The organism is Pseudomonas sp. B23(2017) (assembly GCF_002113725.1).
Classification (GTDB): domain Bacteria; phylum Pseudomonadota; class Gammaproteobacteria; order Pseudomonadales; family Pseudomonadaceae; genus Aquipseudomonas; species Aquipseudomonas putida_Z.
Map to the genome: position 1 here is coordinate 93,876 of NZ_NEJM01000004.1, position 16,059 is coordinate 109,934.

The 16,059-nt window shown below is 66.4% G+C and carries 12 protein-coding genes and 1 pseudogene; 10 read left to right on the plus strand and 3 right to left on the minus strand.

The annotated features are described in order from the left end of the window. Positions 1 to 27 precede the first annotated feature (27 nt). Both CAG46_RS08385 and CAG46_RS08390 read right to left on the minus strand, forming a co-directional pair. On the minus strand, positions 28 to 663 hold the full coding sequence (locus tag CAG46_RS08385) for a response regulator transcription factor (protein ID WP_061305020.1): 636 nt from the start codon (positions 661 to 663) through the stop codon (positions 28 to 30). A gap of 6 nt (positions 664 to 669) precedes the next feature. Then, positions 670 to 2,076 (minus strand): sensor histidine kinase, encoded by a 1,407-nt coding sequence (locus CAG46_RS08390; RefSeq protein ID WP_085616989.1) that lies wholly within the window; start codon positions 2,074 to 2,076, stop codon positions 670 to 672. A gap of 195 nt (positions 2,077 to 2,271) precedes the next feature. Here CAG46_RS08390 and CAG46_RS08395 point away from each other — a divergent pair, with 195 nt between their 5' ends. The 3 genes from CAG46_RS08395 to CAG46_RS08405 all read left to right on the plus strand — a co-directional run bounded on the left by CAG46_RS08395 (position 2,272) and on the right by CAG46_RS08405 (position 7,096). Next, the gene (locus tag CAG46_RS08395) at positions 2,272 to 3,894 is read left to right on the plus strand and encodes an acyl-CoA synthetase (RefSeq protein WP_085616991.1); all 1,623 of its coding nucleotides are present in this window, start codon (positions 2,272 to 2,274) and stop codon (positions 3,892 to 3,894) included. A gap of 135 nt (positions 3,895 to 4,029) precedes the next feature. Next, a complete protein-coding gene (locus CAG46_RS08400) occupies positions 4,030 to 5,799 on the plus strand; it encodes an acyl-CoA dehydrogenase C-terminal domain-containing protein (RefSeq protein ID WP_085616993.1) in 1,770 nt (589 codons plus the stop codon). A gap of 289 nt (positions 5,800 to 6,088) precedes the next feature. Beyond that, positions 6,089 to 7,096, plus strand: a complete 1,008-nt coding sequence (locus tag CAG46_RS08405; RefSeq protein WP_085616995.1) for a FecR family protein — start codon at positions 6,089 to 6,091, stop codon at positions 7,094 to 7,096. Between the two features lie 13 nt (positions 7,097 to 7,109). Here the strand turns inward: CAG46_RS08405 and CAG46_RS08410 are convergent, their stop codons facing one another. After that, entirely contained in the window at positions 7,110 to 8,429 is a 1,320-nt protein-coding gene (locus CAG46_RS08410) for a Na+/H+ antiporter family protein (protein WP_085616997.1), read from the minus strand. A gap of 868 nt (positions 8,430 to 9,297) precedes the next feature. Between CAG46_RS08410 and CAG46_RS29300 the strand changes: the two are divergent. From CAG46_RS29300 to CAG46_RS08440, 7 genes and pseudogenes are all read left to right on the plus strand, one after another. Further along, positions 9,298 to 10,263 (plus strand): annotated as a pseudogene (locus CAG46_RS29300) (HAMP domain-containing protein); the annotation flags it as partial. Between the two features lie 102 nt (positions 10,264 to 10,365). After that, entirely contained in the window at positions 10,366 to 11,121 is a 756-nt protein-coding gene (locus CAG46_RS29305; RefSeq protein WP_370290277.1) for a methyl-accepting chemotaxis protein, read from the plus strand. A gap of 105 nt (positions 11,122 to 11,226) precedes the next feature. Continuing rightward, positions 11,227 to 12,243, plus strand: coding sequence for an ABC transporter substrate-binding protein (locus CAG46_RS08420; RefSeq protein ID WP_085617001.1), 1,017 nt, complete (start codon positions 11,227 to 11,229; stop codon positions 12,241 to 12,243). After that, the gene (locus CAG46_RS08425; protein ID WP_085617003.1) at positions 12,240 to 13,088 is read left to right on the plus strand and encodes a proline/glycine betaine ABC transporter permease; all 849 of its coding nucleotides are present in this window, start codon (positions 12,240 to 12,242) and stop codon (positions 13,086 to 13,088) included. Before CAG46_RS08420 ends, CAG46_RS08425 begins: the two co-directional genes overlap by 4 nt. Before the next feature lie 136 nt (positions 13,089 to 13,224). Continuing rightward, positions 13,225 to 14,088: a LysR family transcriptional regulator gene (locus tag CAG46_RS08430; RefSeq protein ID WP_085617005.1), complete on the plus strand. Its 864-nt coding sequence runs from the start codon at positions 13,225 to 13,227 to the stop codon at positions 14,086 to 14,088. 236 nt (positions 14,089 to 14,324) lie between these two features. Then, a complete protein-coding gene (locus tag CAG46_RS08435; RefSeq protein WP_085617007.1) occupies positions 14,325 to 15,242 on the plus strand; it encodes an AEC family transporter in 918 nt (305 codons plus the stop codon). Positions 15,243 to 15,277: 35 nt separating this feature from the next. Beyond that, positions 15,278 to 15,889: a cell wall hydrolase gene (locus CAG46_RS08440; RefSeq protein WP_075045013.1), complete on the plus strand. Its 612-nt coding sequence runs from the start codon at positions 15,278 to 15,280 to the stop codon at positions 15,887 to 15,889. Positions 15,890 to 16,059 lie beyond the last annotated feature (170 nt).

The window sequence follows — 16,059 nt, forward strand, 5'->3', positions numbered from 1 at the left end:
TCCTACAGGGCCATGCGTCAAGGCCTGCTACGGTGTTCGCAGGCCCAGTGCCTCCACCGCCCCGCAGGCTATGGCCATGCCCACCAACTCCGCCAGGCTATCGGCCTGCAACCGCTTCATCACCCGCCCCCGGTACAGGTCCACCGTCTTCACGCTGACGCCCAGTCGCTCGGCAATCTCGCGGTTGCTCAACCCTTGGGCCAGCGGCACGAACACGTCGCGCTCGCGCGGGGTCAGGCCGTCGATGCGCGCCTGCACCCGGGCCAGCGCCTGGTCGTCCTGGCGTGCCCGCCCGGCGCTCTCCAGCGCAGCCTGTACGCTGTCGAGCAGCAACTGGTCGTTGTAGGGCTTTTCGATGAAGTCGCAGGCGCCGGCCTTGAATGCCCGCACCACGATCGGCACATCGGCATGGCCGCTGACAAAGATCACCGGCAACCCCAGGCCACGCTCGCGCATCGCCTGCTGCACCGCCAACCCGCCCAGCCCAGGCATGCGCACATCCAGCAGCACACAGGCCGGCCCATCGTCGACGCAGGCGTCGAGAAACGCCTGCCCGCCGGCGAACGGCAAGGCCTGCAAGCCCACCGACTGCAGCAGCCACACCGTCGAGTCGCGCATACCCTGGTCATCATCGACCACATACACTTTCGCCTGCACCGCCATCTCCCCTTATCCCCTGCTGACCGCCAGGCGGCAGCACAGTACCAGACCGCCATTGTCACCGGCTCGCGCCCACAGGCTGCCGCCAAAGCCCTCGATCAGGCTGCGGCTCATGCTCAGACCAAGGCCCAGGCCGTCGGCCTTGCTGGTGGTGAACGGCGTGAAGATTTCATCCAGGCGCTCGGGCGCCACGCCCGGGCCCTGGTCGGCCACCTCGACCAGCACGCCATCGCCATCGCGCGCGGCGCCGAGCAGGATACGTGACGGCCGCTCGCCATGCTGCTCGCGGTTGGCATCGATGGCGTTGCGCAACAGGTTCAACAGCACCTGCTCCAGCAGTACCCGGTCGGCATACACCAAGGGCAGCTGCGCGCTCATGCGCAGCTCGACCACCACCTGGTCACGCGCGGCCTCCCAGGCGCACAGGCGCATGGCTTCGCCGGCCACCTCGGCCACGTCCAGCGCCTGCAGGCGGCGTGGCCCTTTGCGCAGGAAGGCGCGCAGGCGGCGGATCACTTCGGCGGCATGGGTGGCCTGTTCGCTGATGCGCTGCAGGCCCTGCCCCACCCGCTCGCGGGCCTGCGGGTCGCGCTCCAGGCCCTGCAGATAGCGCTGGCTGGCGTTGGCATAGTTGACCACTGCGGCCAACGGCTGGTTGATCTCGTGGGCAATGCCCGAAGCCAGCTCGCCCAAGGTGGCCAACCGGGCACTGTGCGCCAGGCTTTCCTGGGCTTCGATGCGCAGGGTGATGTCGCGGGACACGCTGACCACCTCTACCACCGCGCCGGTGTAGGTTTCGCGGATGGCCCGGCTGGCGATCTCGAACCAGCGGTAGCCGCCTGCGGCCTGGCGCACCCGGCAGGTCATGGTGTGGTAGCCGTCCTGGTCCAGCGCGGCGGCGGCCTGGCGCAACACCTGGCGGCGCTCGCGCGGGTGCAGCAAGGTATGCACGGCCATGCCGCGCAGTTGCTCAGGCCACAGGCCAAGCAGGCGGAATGCCGCCGGCGAGGCATCGAGGAAACGGCCGTCGGGGCTGTGCCGGGAGATCAGGTCGGTGGTGTTCTCGATGATCAGCCGGTACAGGCGCCGGGCGCGGCTGGCCTCGCGTGCGCCATGGCGCTCGTCGCTGGCGTCGCGGCAACGCGCCAGCACCTGCTGGCCCTGGTCGTCAGGGATGAAGCTCCACAGCACGATGCGTTCGCCGACCTGCACCTCGACATCGGCGATCGCCCGGCGCTGGCGCAGGCAGGCGCGCACCAGGGCGGCGCAGTTGCCCGGCAGCCAGCTGGCCAGTGCCGGGCCCTCATCGACCCAGGCCTGCAGCGCCGGGTTGAGTGCCAGCGGCCTGGCGTCGCCGGCCAGCATCAGGCTGGGTTGCGGATCCTTGGCGAGCAAGGGATAGGCAGTGTTGTCCACGGTAGGCGGCTCGTTGTTATAGTAGTTTTACTATATTGCTATAGTCGATATTCCTAATACCATAGCGACTCGCGTAAAACTGCGACAAGGGGGAGCGGCCCACCGTTCGCCTCCCTGCACCCTGAACAGAGCTAACAATCAGCCACCGGGGGTCAAGCGCACAGGTTGTGCCTGCCTCCCCTACAGGATTACCGCATGTCGATCTATGCCCAGGGCCTGATGCCCGCTGCCGTCAACCATGTCGCCCTCACCCCGCTGAGTTTCATCGAACGCACCGCTGCCGTATACGGCAACTACCCGGCGGTGATCCACGGTGCCATCCGCCGCAACTGGCAGCAGACCTACCAACGCTGCCGGCGCCTGGCCAGCGCCCTGGTGGGCCGGGGTATCGGCCGTGGCGACACTGTGGCGGTGATGTTGCCCAACATTCCGGCCATGCTCGAAGCCCATTTTGGCGTGCCCATGACCGGCGCCGTGCTCAATACCCTGAACGTACGCCTGGACGCCGAGGCCATCGCCTTCATGCTGCAGCATGGCGAGGCCAAGGTGCTGATCACCGACCGCGAGTTCCACAGCGTCATCGAGGCGGCCCTGGCCTTGCTCGAGCACCCGCCATTGGTGGTGGATGTGGATGACCCGGAGTACGGCGAAGGCCGTGCGGTCAGCGAACTGGATTATGAGGCGTTCCTCGCCGAAGGCGACCCGGACTTTGCCTGGGAATGGCCCGATGACGAGTGGCAGGCGATCTCGCTCAACTACACCTCCGGCACCACCGGCAACCCCAAGGGCGTGGTCTACCACCACCGTGGCGCTTACCTGAACGCCCTGGGCAACCAGATGGTCTGGGGCATGGGCCATCGCCCGGTGTACCTGTGGACCCTGCCGATGTTCCACTGCAACGGCTGGTGCTACCCGTGGACCATCACCGCGCTGGCCGGCACCCATGTGTTCCTGCGCCGGGTCGACCCTCAGAAGATCCTGACCCTGATCCGCGAGCACCGGGTCAGCCACCTGTGCGGCGCGCCGATCGTGCTCAACGCCCTGGTCAACATGCCCGAGGCGGCCAAGGCGGCCATCGAGCACCCGGTGCAGGCCATGGTCGCCGGCGCCGCGCCACCCGCCAAGGTCATCGGCGCCGTGGAAGAGATGGGCATACAGGTCACCCACACCTACGGCCTGACCGAAGTCTACGGCCCGGTGACCGTGTGTGCCTGGCATGACGAATGGGATGAACTGTCGCTGGAAGAGCGCGCACGGATCAAGTCCCGCCAGGGCGTGCGCTACCCGACCCTCGACGGCCTGATGGTCGCCGACCCGCAAACCCTCGAGCCGGTGCCGCGCGACGGCGACACCCTGGGCGAGATCTTCATGCGTGGCAACACGGTGATGAAGGGCTACCTGAAGAACCCCGAGGCCACCGTCGAAGCCTTCCGTGGCGGCTGGTTCCACACCGGTGACCTGGCCGTGTGGCACGCGGACGGCTATGTCGAGATCAAGGACCGGCTCAAGGACATCATCATTTCCGGTGGCGAGAACATCTCCACCATCGAGGTCGAGGACGCCCTGTACAGGCATCCGGCGGTGCTGGAAGCCGCGGTGGTAGCGCGCCCGGATGAAAAATGGGGAGAAACCCCGTGCGCCTTCGTTGCCCTCAAGCCGGGCCGCGAAGACACCCGCGAAGCCGACATCACCAGCTGGTGCCGCGAGCACCTGGCCGGGTTCAAGGTGCCGAAGACCGTGGTGTTCGGCGAACTGCCCAAGACCTCCACCGGCAAGATCCAGAAGTACGTGCTGCGCGACCGGGCCAAAGCCCTCTGATCCAGTGGTGGCCTCTTCGCGGGCATGCCCGCTCCCACAGGGACCGCACCGGCCTCGAACCCTGTGCGTTACCTGTAGGAGCGGGCGTGCCCGCGAAGAGGCCAGCCCATGTTTCCCTTATTCCAAGAGCCCCCGATGACCACCTACTCCGCCCCCCTGCGCGACATGCGCTTCGTCCTGCATGATGTGTTCAACGCCCCGGCCCTGTGGGCCCGCCTGCCTGCCCTGGCCGAGCGCATCGACGCCGATACCGCCGATGCCATCCTCGAGGAAGCAGCCAAAGTCACCGGCCAGCTGATTGCCCCGCTCAGCCGCAACGGTGACGAGCAAGGCGTGCGCTTTGCCGCAGGCGAAGTCACTACCCCTGACGGCTTCCGCGAGGCCTGGCACACCTACCGCGAAGGCGGTTGGGTCGGCCTGGGCGGTAACCCCGAACATGGCGGCATGGGCATGCCGAAAATGCTCGGTGTGCTGTTCGAAGAAATGCTCTACGCCGCCGATTGCAGCTTCAGCCTGTATTCGGCGTTGAGCGCCGGCAGCTGCCTGGCGATAGACGCCCACGCCAGCGAAACGCTCAAGGCCACCTACCTGCCGCCCCTGTACGAAGGCCGCTGGGCCGGCACCATGTGCCTCACCGAACCCCATGCCGGCACCGACCTGGGGCTGATCCGCAGCCGCGCCGAGCCCCAGGCCGACGGCAGCTATCGCATCAGCGGCAGCAAGATCTTCATCACCGGCGGCGAACAGGACCTGACGGAGAATATCGTCCACCTGGTGCTGGCCAAGCTGCCGGATGCACCCACCGGTGCCAAGGGCATCTCGCTGTTCCTGGTGCCCAAGTACCTGGTCGAGGCCGATGGCCGCCTGGGCGCGCGCAACGCCGCCCATTGCGGCTCGATCGAACACAAGATGGGCATCAAGGCATCGGCCACCTGCGTGATGAACTTCGATGGTGCCGTCGGGTACCTGGTGGGCGAACCGAACAAGGGCCTGGCGGCGATGTTCACCATGATGAACTACGAGCGCCTGTCCATCGGCATCCAGGGCATCGGCTGTGCCGAGGCGTCCTACCAGAGCGCCGCCCGCTACGCCAACGAGCGCCTGCAAAGCCGCGCCGCCAGTGGCCCGCAGGCACAAGACAAGGCTGCCGACCCGATCATCCACCACGGCGATGTCCGGCGCATGCTGCTGACCATGCGCACCCTCACCGAAGGTGGGCGGGCGTTTGCCGCCTACGTCGGCCAGCAGCTGGACCTGGCGCGCTACGCCGAAGACGCCGGCGAGCGCGAGCATGCGCAGCGCCTGGTGGCGCTGCTGACACCGGTGGCCAAGGCGTTCTTCACCGACAACGGCCTGGAAAGCTGCGTGCTCGGCCAGCAGGTGTATGGCGGCCATGGCTACATTCGTGAATGGGGCCAGGAGCAGCGGGTGCGCGACGTGCGCATTGCGCAGATCTATGAAGGCACCAACGGCATCCAGGCCCTCGACCTGCTCGGGCGCAAGGTGCTGGCCGACGGTGGCCAGGCGCTGGCCAGCTTTGCCGCCGAGGTGCGGGCCTTCAGCGTGGATGCGCCGCTGCACCGTGAAGCCCTGCAAGCGAGCCTGGCGCGGCTGGAGGCCACCAGCGCCTGGCTGCGGGCGCGGGCCGGCGAGGATGCCAACCTGGTCAGCGCGGTGGCGGTGGAATATTTGCAGCTGTTCGGGCTGACTGCGTATGCCTACATGTGGGCGCGGATGGCGGCGGTGGCATTGGTCAGGCGTGACGAGGATGCCGCGTTTCATGGGGCCAAGCTCGCATGTGCGGAGTTCTTCTTCCAGCGGGTCTTGCCGCGGGGGTTGGGGCTGGAGGCCAGTATCCGGGCGGGTAGTGGCAGCCTTTATGGTTTGGAGGCGGCGCAGTTCTGATGAGCCGCTGGGGGCGCTATGCGCCCCTTTCGCGACACAAGGCCGCTCCCACAGGTATCGCACCAACCCATCGGGCTGCGCTGTACCTGTGGGAGCGGCCTTGTGTCGCGAAAGGGCTGCGCAGCAGCCCCAACGATTTCAGCCTGAATTTACCTGCGCGAAGGGTTCTCAAACGCTGGAAAACCGCCACCAATCCGACGAAAACCGGCACAACTGATAGTCATTCGCCATTACCTCGGTTCTCGGGAGCCCTCCAGCAAGGGTAGAATGCGCAAAACCCGGAGCCGCAATGAACCACGACCGCCTCAACCCCAGCCCAGACGATGCCATCACCGACGCCGCCGCGCACTGGTGCATGCGCCTGCACGCCGAAGATTGCACGGCGGGCGAGCGCGAGGCGTTCGCCCGCTGGCTGGCGGCCGACCCGCGGCATGCCGAGGAATACCAGGCGATGCTGGAAATCTGGCAAACCGCCGACCTGCTGCCGCGCAATGCCACCGTCATCGACTTCAACCCGCCCGTGCAACAGGCCGCACGCCCGCGCAACTGGCGGCCGCTGGCATCCGCTGCCGCGATCGCCCTGGCGGTGCTGCCGCTGGCCGGCTGGGTGGGCTGGGAGCAAGGCTGGCTGCCCAACCACTACCAGCACTTCGAAGCCGGCGCGCACATGCAGACCGTGCAGCTGAGCGACGGCAGCACGGTGCAGCTCAACCTCAACACCGAGCTCACCTACCTCAACTACAAGGACCAACGCCAGGTCACGCTCAAGCGTGGCGAGGCGTTCTTCAAGGTACAGCACGACAGCAGCCACCCGTTCATCGTGCATGCCGGTCGCGGCCAGACCCGCGTCACCGGCACCCAGTTCAACGTGTGGAAGTACCAGGAGCAGGTCAAGGTCACCCTGGTGGAGGGTTCGGTACTGGTATCCAGCGACGGCAGCGCCGGTGGCTACCGCCTGGGCCCGGGGAGGCAGGCCAGCTATCACAAGGGCGACTTCGAGCCGCAACTGGAGCAGAGCGACGACTACGGCAACAGCCTGGCCTGGCGCGACGGCAAGCTGGTGCTCGACAACCTGAGCCTGGAACAGGCCCTGCCGATTATCAACCGCTACCTCGACGCACCGCTGTTGCTGGCCGACGCCAGCACCGGCCGCATCCGCATCAGTGGCATCTACAACACCCGTGAGGTGGGGCGCCTGGTCAACAACCTGCCCAAGGTGCTGCCGGTCTACCTGACCCGCAGCAAGGACGGCAGCACCGTGCTCAACCGCATCTCGCCGCCGCCCGACAAGGGCTGACGCCCTCCCCGTCTTACAGTGTCATCGCCGCCAACCAGCCGAACGCCAGCAGTGGCAGGTTGTAGTGGATGAAGGTGGGCACCACGGTGTCCCAGATATGGTGGTGCTGGCCATCCACGTTCAAGCCCGAGGTCGGGCCCAGGGTCGAGTCCGAGGCAGGCGAGCCGGCGTCGCCCAAGGCACCGGCGGTACCAACGATGCACACGGTGGCCAGCGGGTCGAAGCCCAACTGCACGCACAGCGGCACGAAGATCGCGGCCAGGATCGGCACGGTGGAGAACGACGAGCCGATGCCCATGGTCACCAGCAGGCCCACCAGCAGCATCAGCAAGGCACCGATGCCCTTGCTGTGGTCGATCCACTGCGCCGAGGTTTCCACCAGGCTCTTCACCTCACCGGTGGCCTTCATCACGTCGGCAAAGCCCGAGGCGGCAATCATGATGAAGCCGATCATGGCCATCATCTTCATGCCTTCGGTGAACAGGTCGTCGGTGTCCTTCCAGCGCACGATGCCCGACAGCGAGAAGATCAGGAAGCCGACCATGGCGCCGATGATCATCGAGTCCAGCCACAACTGGACGATGAACGCCGAGGCGATCGCCAGCCCGGCCACCAGCAGGGTCAGCGGGTTGTACTGCACGCTCACCTGCTCCACCTGCTCGATGCGCGCCAGGTCGTAGTCACGCTTCTTGCGGTAACTGATGAATACCGCCAGCAACAGGCCTGCCAGCATGCCGGCTGCCGGAATGGCCATGGCGTGGGTGACATTCACGCCACTCACGTCGACACCCGCGCGGGCAACGTTGGCCAGCAGGATTTCGTTGAGGAAGATGTTGCCAAAGCCCACTGGCAGGAACATGTACGGGGTGATCAGGCCGAAGGTGATCACGCAGGCGATCAGCCGGCGGTCGATGCGCAGGCGGGTCAGCACGTACAGCAGCGGCGGCACCAGCAAAGGGATGAAGGCGATGTGGATAGGCAGAATGTTCTGCGACGACACCGCCACCACCAGCATCAGGCCGACCAGCAACCATTTGACCTTGCCGCCATTGGCGTGGCCCTGGCGGTCGATCATGGCCAGGGCGCGGTCGGCCAGGGCATGGGCCAGGCCGGACTTGGCGATGGCCACGGCAAAGGCGCCCAGCAGTGCATAGGACAGGGCCACCGTGGCCCCGCCGCCGAGGCCGCCGTTGAAGGCCTTGAGCGTACCCTCGATACCCAGGCCGCCCACCAGCCCACCGGCCAGGGCCCCGATGATCAGGGCGATGACCACGTGCACGCGGGACAGGCTGAGTATCAGCATGATGCCGACCGCGGCGATCACTGCATTCATGGTTGGCTTACCTCATTGCGACAGAAAAAAAGCGCGCACTCTGAAGCAGTGGGCAGCAGATGTCAAAAGCGCCATGTTGCGGCGGATTACACAGAGGGCTGAAATTTAAATTGAATGTTTGAATAAAGAAAAAATGGGATGGGCCGATAATAGCTGTGGGGAGGCTGAGGGTGCCTGGCTGGAGATGTGTGTCGCCGGTGACATCGAGCGCCGCCCACGCGGCGCTTCGCGGGGCAAGCCCGCTCCCACATTTGTTTCTGGCCAGTCATGCCTGTGAGGTCACCGCTGTCCGCCTTGTCTGCCGGGCTCGATATCGAGGCGTGCGCAACTGTCGTCCCATCCTTCTCAAGGCATGCACCAAGGGTGCGCGCGCCTCTGCAACAGGAGGGATTGGCCCGAAACAGATGTGGGAGCGGGCTTGCCCCGCGAAGCGCCGCGCGGGCGGCGCTCGATCTCACCGGCGACACACATCTCCAGCCATGCATCTCTCAACCCCGCCCAGCCCCAAAGCCATAACCCTTACTGCCCAAAAAAGGGACCCACCCCCATGCCTTTGCGACAACTTTCCATCCAGTGGAAGATCACCCTGCTCGCCGGTCTCTGCCTGGCCGGCATCGTCACCCTGCTCGTCGGCCTGTCGCTGTACCGCATGGACCACAGCTCGGACCTGGTCAAGGCCAGCAGCATGCAGATGCTGACCGAGTCGGCGCAGTCGCGCATCGAGTCGCAGGGCGAGGTGCAGGCGCTGAACATCCGCCGCCAGTTCATGGACGCCTACCAGTACGGCGCCGGTTTCGCCCGCCAGGTGCTGTTCCTGCGCGAGCAGGCGGAAAAGCGCTTTCTCGATGCCTTCGACCTGCGCGAGGACATGACCCGCCAGGTGCGCGCCGCCCTGCAGGCCAACCCTGATCTGCTCGGCCTGTCGCTGGTGTTCGAGCCCAACGCCCTGGACAACAAGGACAGCCTGTTCGCCGGCAAGGCGGAACTGGGCAGCAACGAAACCGGGCGCTTCGCCCTGTACTGGTCGCAGCCGCGTGTCGGCCAGCTGACGGCCATGGCCCTGCCCGAGCATGACATGGCCAACACCGAGATCGGCCCCAGCGGCCAGCCAGCCAATACCTGGTGGGTGTGCCCGCGCACATCCGGCAAGGTGTGCGTGGTGGAGCCCTACTTCTACGACATCGATGGCCAGCAGGTGCTGATGACCAGCATCGTCTTCCCGCTGGCAGTCGACGGCAAGGTGGTCGCCACCCTGTCCATCGACATCAACCTCAACAGCCTGCAGGCCCTGAGCCAGGAGGCCAGCCGCAGCCTGTACGAAGGCCGCACCACGGTCGGCATCCTCAGCCCGGTCGGCCTGCTGGCCGGCTACAGCGCCGACGCCAGCAAGCTGGCCCAGCGCTTCGACCAGGTCGACACCGCCAAAGGTGCCGAACTGGTGCGCAAGCTGGCCGACGGCAAGATGACCATCGTGCACGACCAGCAGCGCCTGAAAGTGCTGGCCGCGTTCCGGCCGATTCCGGATGCCCAGCCCTGGGGCGTGCTGCTGGATGTGCCGGAAAACGCCCTGACCGGGCCGGCCGAAGCGCTGAAACAGGAACTGGACGCGCTGAACACCAGCGGCACCCTGCTGGAACTTGGCCTGGGCCTGGCGGCGGCGATTGCCGGCCTGCTGATGGTGTGGCTGATGGCCCGCGGCGTTACCCGGCCGATCCTCGGCGTGGCAAGCATGCTCAAGGACATCGCCAGCGGCGAAGGTGACCTGACCCGCCGCCTGACCTACCAGAAGCAGGACGAACTGGGCGAACTGGCCGGCTGGTTCAACCGCTTCCTCGACAAGCTGCAGCCGACCATCGCCGAGGTCAAACGCTCGGTGCAGGCCGCCCGTGGCACCGCCGACCAGTCTTCGGCAATTGCCACCCAGACCAGCGCCGGCATGGAGCAGCAGTACCGCCAGGTCGACCAGGTGGCCACTGCCTCGCACGAGATGAGTGCCACTGCCCAGGACGTCGCCCGCAGCGCCGCCCAGGCCGCGCAGGCCGCCCGCGACGCCGACCAGGCCACCCGCGAAGGCCTGGCGGTGATCGACCGCACCACCCACAGCATCGATGCCCTGGCCGCCGACATGAGCAACGCCATGGCCGAGGTGGAGGGCCTGGCGCAGAACAGCGAGAAGATCGGTTCGGTGCTGGAAGTGATCCGCTCGATCGCCGAGCAGACCAACCTGCTGGCGCTCAATGCCGCCATCGAGGCGGCCCGTGCCGGTGAAGCCGGCCGTGGCTTTGCCGTGGTCGCGGACGAGGTGCGCAACCTGGCCCAGCGTACCCAGGAATCGGTGGAGGAAACTCGCCAGGTGATCGAAGCTTTGCAGAACGGCACCCGCGAAGTGGTCGGGGCCATGGACAACAGCCACCGCCAGGCCCAGGGCGGTGTGCAGCAGGTTGGCCAGGCCGTCACCGCGCTGCAGCGCATCGGCCAGGCAGTGACGGTGATCACCGACATGAACCTGCAGATCGCCTCGGCCGCCGAGGAGCAGAGCGCAGTGGCCGAGGAAATCAACAGCAACGTGGCAACCATCCGTGATGTCACCGAATCGCTGTCGGGGCAGGCCAACGAGTCGGCGCGCGTAAGCCAGTCGCTGAACAGCCTGGCCAACCAGCAACAGGCGCTGATGGACCAGTTCCGCGTGTGAGCCGCCTGCAGGCCGCTGCCAATCGCGTGCAGCGGCCTTCCTGCCGGGCCTGGAGCCGGTCGTCTACACTTGCGGCAACTCAGTAGCGCCACTCCAAGAGGCCCCATGAAAAAGATTCCGACGTTGCTGGCCGGCCTGCTGCTCGCCGTCGGCCTGGCCAGCACCGACAGCGCCGCCTCCGCAGAACGCACCACGCCCATCCGCTTTGGTGCCATCGGCTGGGAAAGCGGTGCCCTCACCACCGAGATCCTGCGGCTGATCGTGGAGCGTGGCTACGGCTACCCCACCGACACCCTGCCCGGCAGTACGGTCAGCATGGAAGTGGCGCTCGCACGCAACGACCTGCAAGTGATCGCCGAGGAATGGGCCGGGCGCAGCCCTGCCTGGGTCAAGGCAGAACAGGCCGGCCAGGTGTTCGCCTTGGGCGACACGGTCAAGAACGCCGAAGAAGGCTGGTGGGTGCCGGCCTACGTGATCGAGGGCGATGCGGCACGCAAGCTGAAACCCGTGGCGCCGGAATTGCGCAGCGTCGAGGACCTGAAGCGTTACCCGCAGGTGTTCCGCGACCCCGAGTCACCCGGCAAAGGGCGTTTTCTGAATAGCCCCAGCGGCTGGACATCCGAAACCGTCAACAGCCAGAAACTCAAGGCCTACGGGCTGAATGATCTCTATACCAACTTCCGCAGTGGCTCCGGGGCTGCAATGGATGCCGAAATCGGCTCGGCCATCCGCCGTGGCCAGCCGGTGCTGTTCTACTACTGGAACCCGACCCCTTTGATGGGGCGTTACAAGCTCATACGCCTGCAAGAGCCGCCGTTCGATGCCCAGGCCTGGGCCACCCTCACCGATGCCGGCAACCCCGAGCCCAAGGGCAGCAGCTCGCTGCCGGCCAAGTTGTCGATTGGCGTATCCAAGGCCTTTCGCGAGGGCTACCCGGAGCTGGTGAGCGTGTTCGAGCGGGTCGACCTGCCCATCGACCGACTGAACAAGGCACTGGCCGACATGAGCGAAAAGCGCACGCCGCCCCGCGACGCTGCCCTCACCTTCCTGCGCGATAACCGCGAGGTGTGGAAAGCCTGGTTGCCTGCGGACATTGCCAGCAAGGTCGAGGGCAGCCTGTGAGCGGCGGCTTCCCCGAAGCCCTGCAATTCTCCTTTGCCGACAGCGTCAACCGCCTGGTCGACTGGCTGGTGCTGCATTACGGCGATCACCTGCGCAGCGTCTCGGACCAGTTGCTGCAACTGCTGGTCGGCCTGGAAACCCTGCTGCGCCTGCTGCCGTGGTGGCTGCTGCTGTTGCTGATCGGCCTGCTTGCCTGGCATGCCAGCCGCAGCGTACTGCGCAGCGCGGTACTGGTGGCGCTGCTGGGCCTGATCGGCATGCTCGGGTTGTGGGACAAACTGCTGCAGACCATGGCATTGGTGCTGGTCAGTACCGGCCTCTGCGTGCTGGTGGGCGTGCCGCTGGGCATCCTCCTGGCTGCCCGGCCACTGGCGAAGCGGTTGCTGTTGCCGGTACTGGATGTGATGCAGACCTTGCCGGCCTTCGTTTACCTGATCCCGGTGCTGATGCTGTTCGGCCTGGGCAAGGTGCCCGCGGTGTTCGCCACGCTGATCTATGCCCTGCCACCGCTGGTGCGGCTGACCGAACTGGGCCTGAGCCAGATCGACCCTTCGCTGCTGCAAGCTGCCCATGGCCTGGGGGCCAGCCGCTGGCAGCGGCTGCGGCGCATCGCCCTGCCGCTGGCGCTGCCGAGCATCATGGCCGGGCTCAACCAGTCGGTGATGATGGCCCTGTCGATGGTGGTGGTGGCTTCGATGATTGGCGCCCGCGGGCTGGGCGAGGACGTGCTGTCGGGGATCCAGACCCTGAATGTCGGCCAAGGCGTCGAGGCCGGGCTGGCGATCGTCGCCCTGGCCATGGTGATCGACCGGATCAGCCAGGCTTATGGGCGTGGTGGGCGTTGAGCAGTGCTGCCTGCCCCGGCCCTATCGCCGGCAAGCCAGCTCCCACAGGGTGCCGTACCTGTGGGAGCTGGCTTGCCGGCGATAGGGCCGGGCCTGACAATGCAGCTCTGTCAGCTTGAAACCGGACCTCACCCGCATGTCCCTCAAAGCCTTGCGCACCCTGGTGACCATCGCCCGCCACGGCACCTTCGCCCGTGCCGCCGACCTGCTCAGCCTCACCCCTTCGGCAGTGAGCCTGCACATCAAGACCCTCGAAGACGAACTGCAGGTGACCTTGTTCGACCGCAGCCGCAGGCAGGTGTCGCTGACCGAAGCCGGCCAGTTGGCGGTGGCCCGCGCCGAGACCATCCTGGCTAGCTATGACGAACTGGCCGACGCCCTGGCCAGCGGCCCGAGCCTGCGCGGCCGCCTGCGCCTGGGGGCGATCCACACGGTGCTGGCGCGGCGCCTGCCCAAGGCGCTGGTGTGGATCAAGGCGCACCATCCGCAGCTGCATGTCAGCGTGGCCTCCGGCATGTCGGCCGAACTGGCACGGCGGGTGGAAGACGGCGAACTCGATGCGGCGATCACCACCGAGCCGGTCAGCCCCTACCCGCAAAGCCTGGACTTCACGCCGTTGTTCGAAGACCGCTTCTGGGCCATCGCCAGCCCCGACCTGGCCGGGTTAAGCGTGCCGCAGTTGCTGGCCAGCCAGCCGTTCCTGCGCTTCGACAAGCGTGCCTGGGCCGGGCGGCAGATCGAGCAGGAGCTGCGCCGACAGCATCTGCAGGTGAGCGAGCAGATGGAGCTGGACAGCCAGGAAGCGCTGGCGCGCATGGCGGTGATGGGCCTGGGCGTGGCAATCATCCCCATGGCCGATGACGACCTGCAACGCTTGCCACCGGCCACCTGCCTGCCGTTTGGCGACCCGCAGCTGACCCGGCGCGTGGTGTTGCTGGAGCATGAGAAAAGCCAGCGGCGGCATTTGAGTGCGGTGGTGAAGACTGCGCTGGAGGCTTGAGATTGCCGGGGCCGCTGCGCGGCCCTTTCGCGACACAAGGCCGCTCCCACAGCGAACGCGTTGCATTTGAAGGCAGTGACAAACCTGTGGGAGCGGCCTTGCGTCGCGAAAGGGGCGCACAGCGCCCCCAGAGCAAACATGCATTTTTTCTCAACGGTCGGTGCAGAAAACAACGTTTTTACAGATCGATCCGCACCAGTAGTCTGTGCCCCGTACCCGACCACGGAACGTCGATCATGCTCCACCTGCTGCTGACTACCTTGCTGCCGGTCATCCTGCTGATTGCCCTGGGCACTTTCCTGCGCCTGCGCGGCTTCCTCGCCGATAACTTCTGGCCCGGCGCCGAGCGCCTGAGCTATTACGTACTGTTGCCGTCGCTGTTCCTCCATGGCCTGGCCACCGCCAACCTCGATGGCGTGCCGGTGCTGGGCATGGTCGGCGTGCTGATGCTCTCGACCCTGGCCGGGGCCGTGCTGCTGGTGCTGTACCAGGGCGCAATCAACCACGACGGTGCCGACTTCACCTCGGTGTTCCAGGGCGGCATCCGCTTCAACAACTACATCGGCGCCACCCTTGCAGCGGGTATCTACGGCAGCGCCGGCATCGCCCTGGCGGCGGTGGCCAACGCCGCCATCGTGCCGCTGGTGAACCTGCTTTGCGTGCTGGTGTTCGCCCGCTTCAGCGCCCGCCATAGCTCACCGGCCACGGTGCTGCGAGCGATCTTCGCCAACCCCTTGATCGTCGGTTGCGCCGGCGGGTTGCTGCTGCGCGCCAGCGGGCTGGGCTTGCCAGCGGGTATCGAACCCACGGTCAAGGCCCTGGGCCAGGCCGCCCTGCCGCTGGGCCTGCTGTGCGTCGGCGCAGCCCTGGGTGGTGCCCGCCTGGGCCAGCAGGTGCGCCCGCTGATGGCGGCGTCGGCATTCAAGTTCCTGGTCATGCCGCTGACCACCTGGGGCTTGTGCCGCCTGCTTGGCCTGGGTGGCCAGGCAGCGGTGGTGGCGGTGCTGTTCCAGGCACTGCCGACTGCGTCATCTTCCTATGTAATGGCCCGGCAAATGGGCGGTAACGCACCGTTGATGGCCACCATCATCGCCCTGCAGACCGTGTTGGCCGCCGCCACCCTGCCTTTGGTGCTGATGCTCGCGCTTGGCTAGACTGTGAACCAGCCTACAGTTCGGGAGCTTGCATCATGCGCCTTTCGTGGATGGTGATCGGCCTGGTTTCGGCCCTGCTCGCAGGCCCCTTGCACGCGGCCGACCCGGCCAAGGCTGCCGTCGCCGAGGACAAGGCCGAGGTGCTCGAGGAAAAAGTGGTGAATGACACACCACCCCCGAAAAAGGCCGAAACCCTCACACCGGGCGAAGCACAGGCAGTGGACCCGGCCGGCCAGGCGCCGCTGGATGACAGCATCACCTGCCTGGCCCGCACCATCTACTGGGAGGCCAAGGGTGCCGACGCCGAAGACATGGCTGCCGTGGCCAACGTCGTGCTCAACCGCCTGGGCCACGATGGCTTCCCGGATACCATCTGCGGCGTGGTCAAGCAGGGGGTGGAAAGCAAGGCCTGCCAGTTCTCCTGGTGGTGCGACGGGCGCCCGGACCAGGTCGAAGAAGCGCAACGCTACGGCATTGCCAAGGAAATCGCGCGCAAGGCGCTCAACCAGCAGTTGAAAGACCGCACCGGGGGTGCCTTGTACTTCCATGACCGCAATGTGCGCCCGGACTGGGCCAAAGCCTACCGCCGCACGGCGCAGACCCGGCATTTTCTGTTCTACAAACCGAACCAGGCGGTGGCGCGCTGATACCCGCCGGGCGCCGGCAAACGGGCTGACAGCTGTGCTTCGATAAGAATGATTACCAACTGTTCGCACTTTTCCGATGATCAGTGGTCTACTCCCTCTTTTGCCGCCAGCAACGAATGCCGGCGTTTTCATTGCTTTGCACGATCCCGGGCCAAAAGCCCCGGGCTTGT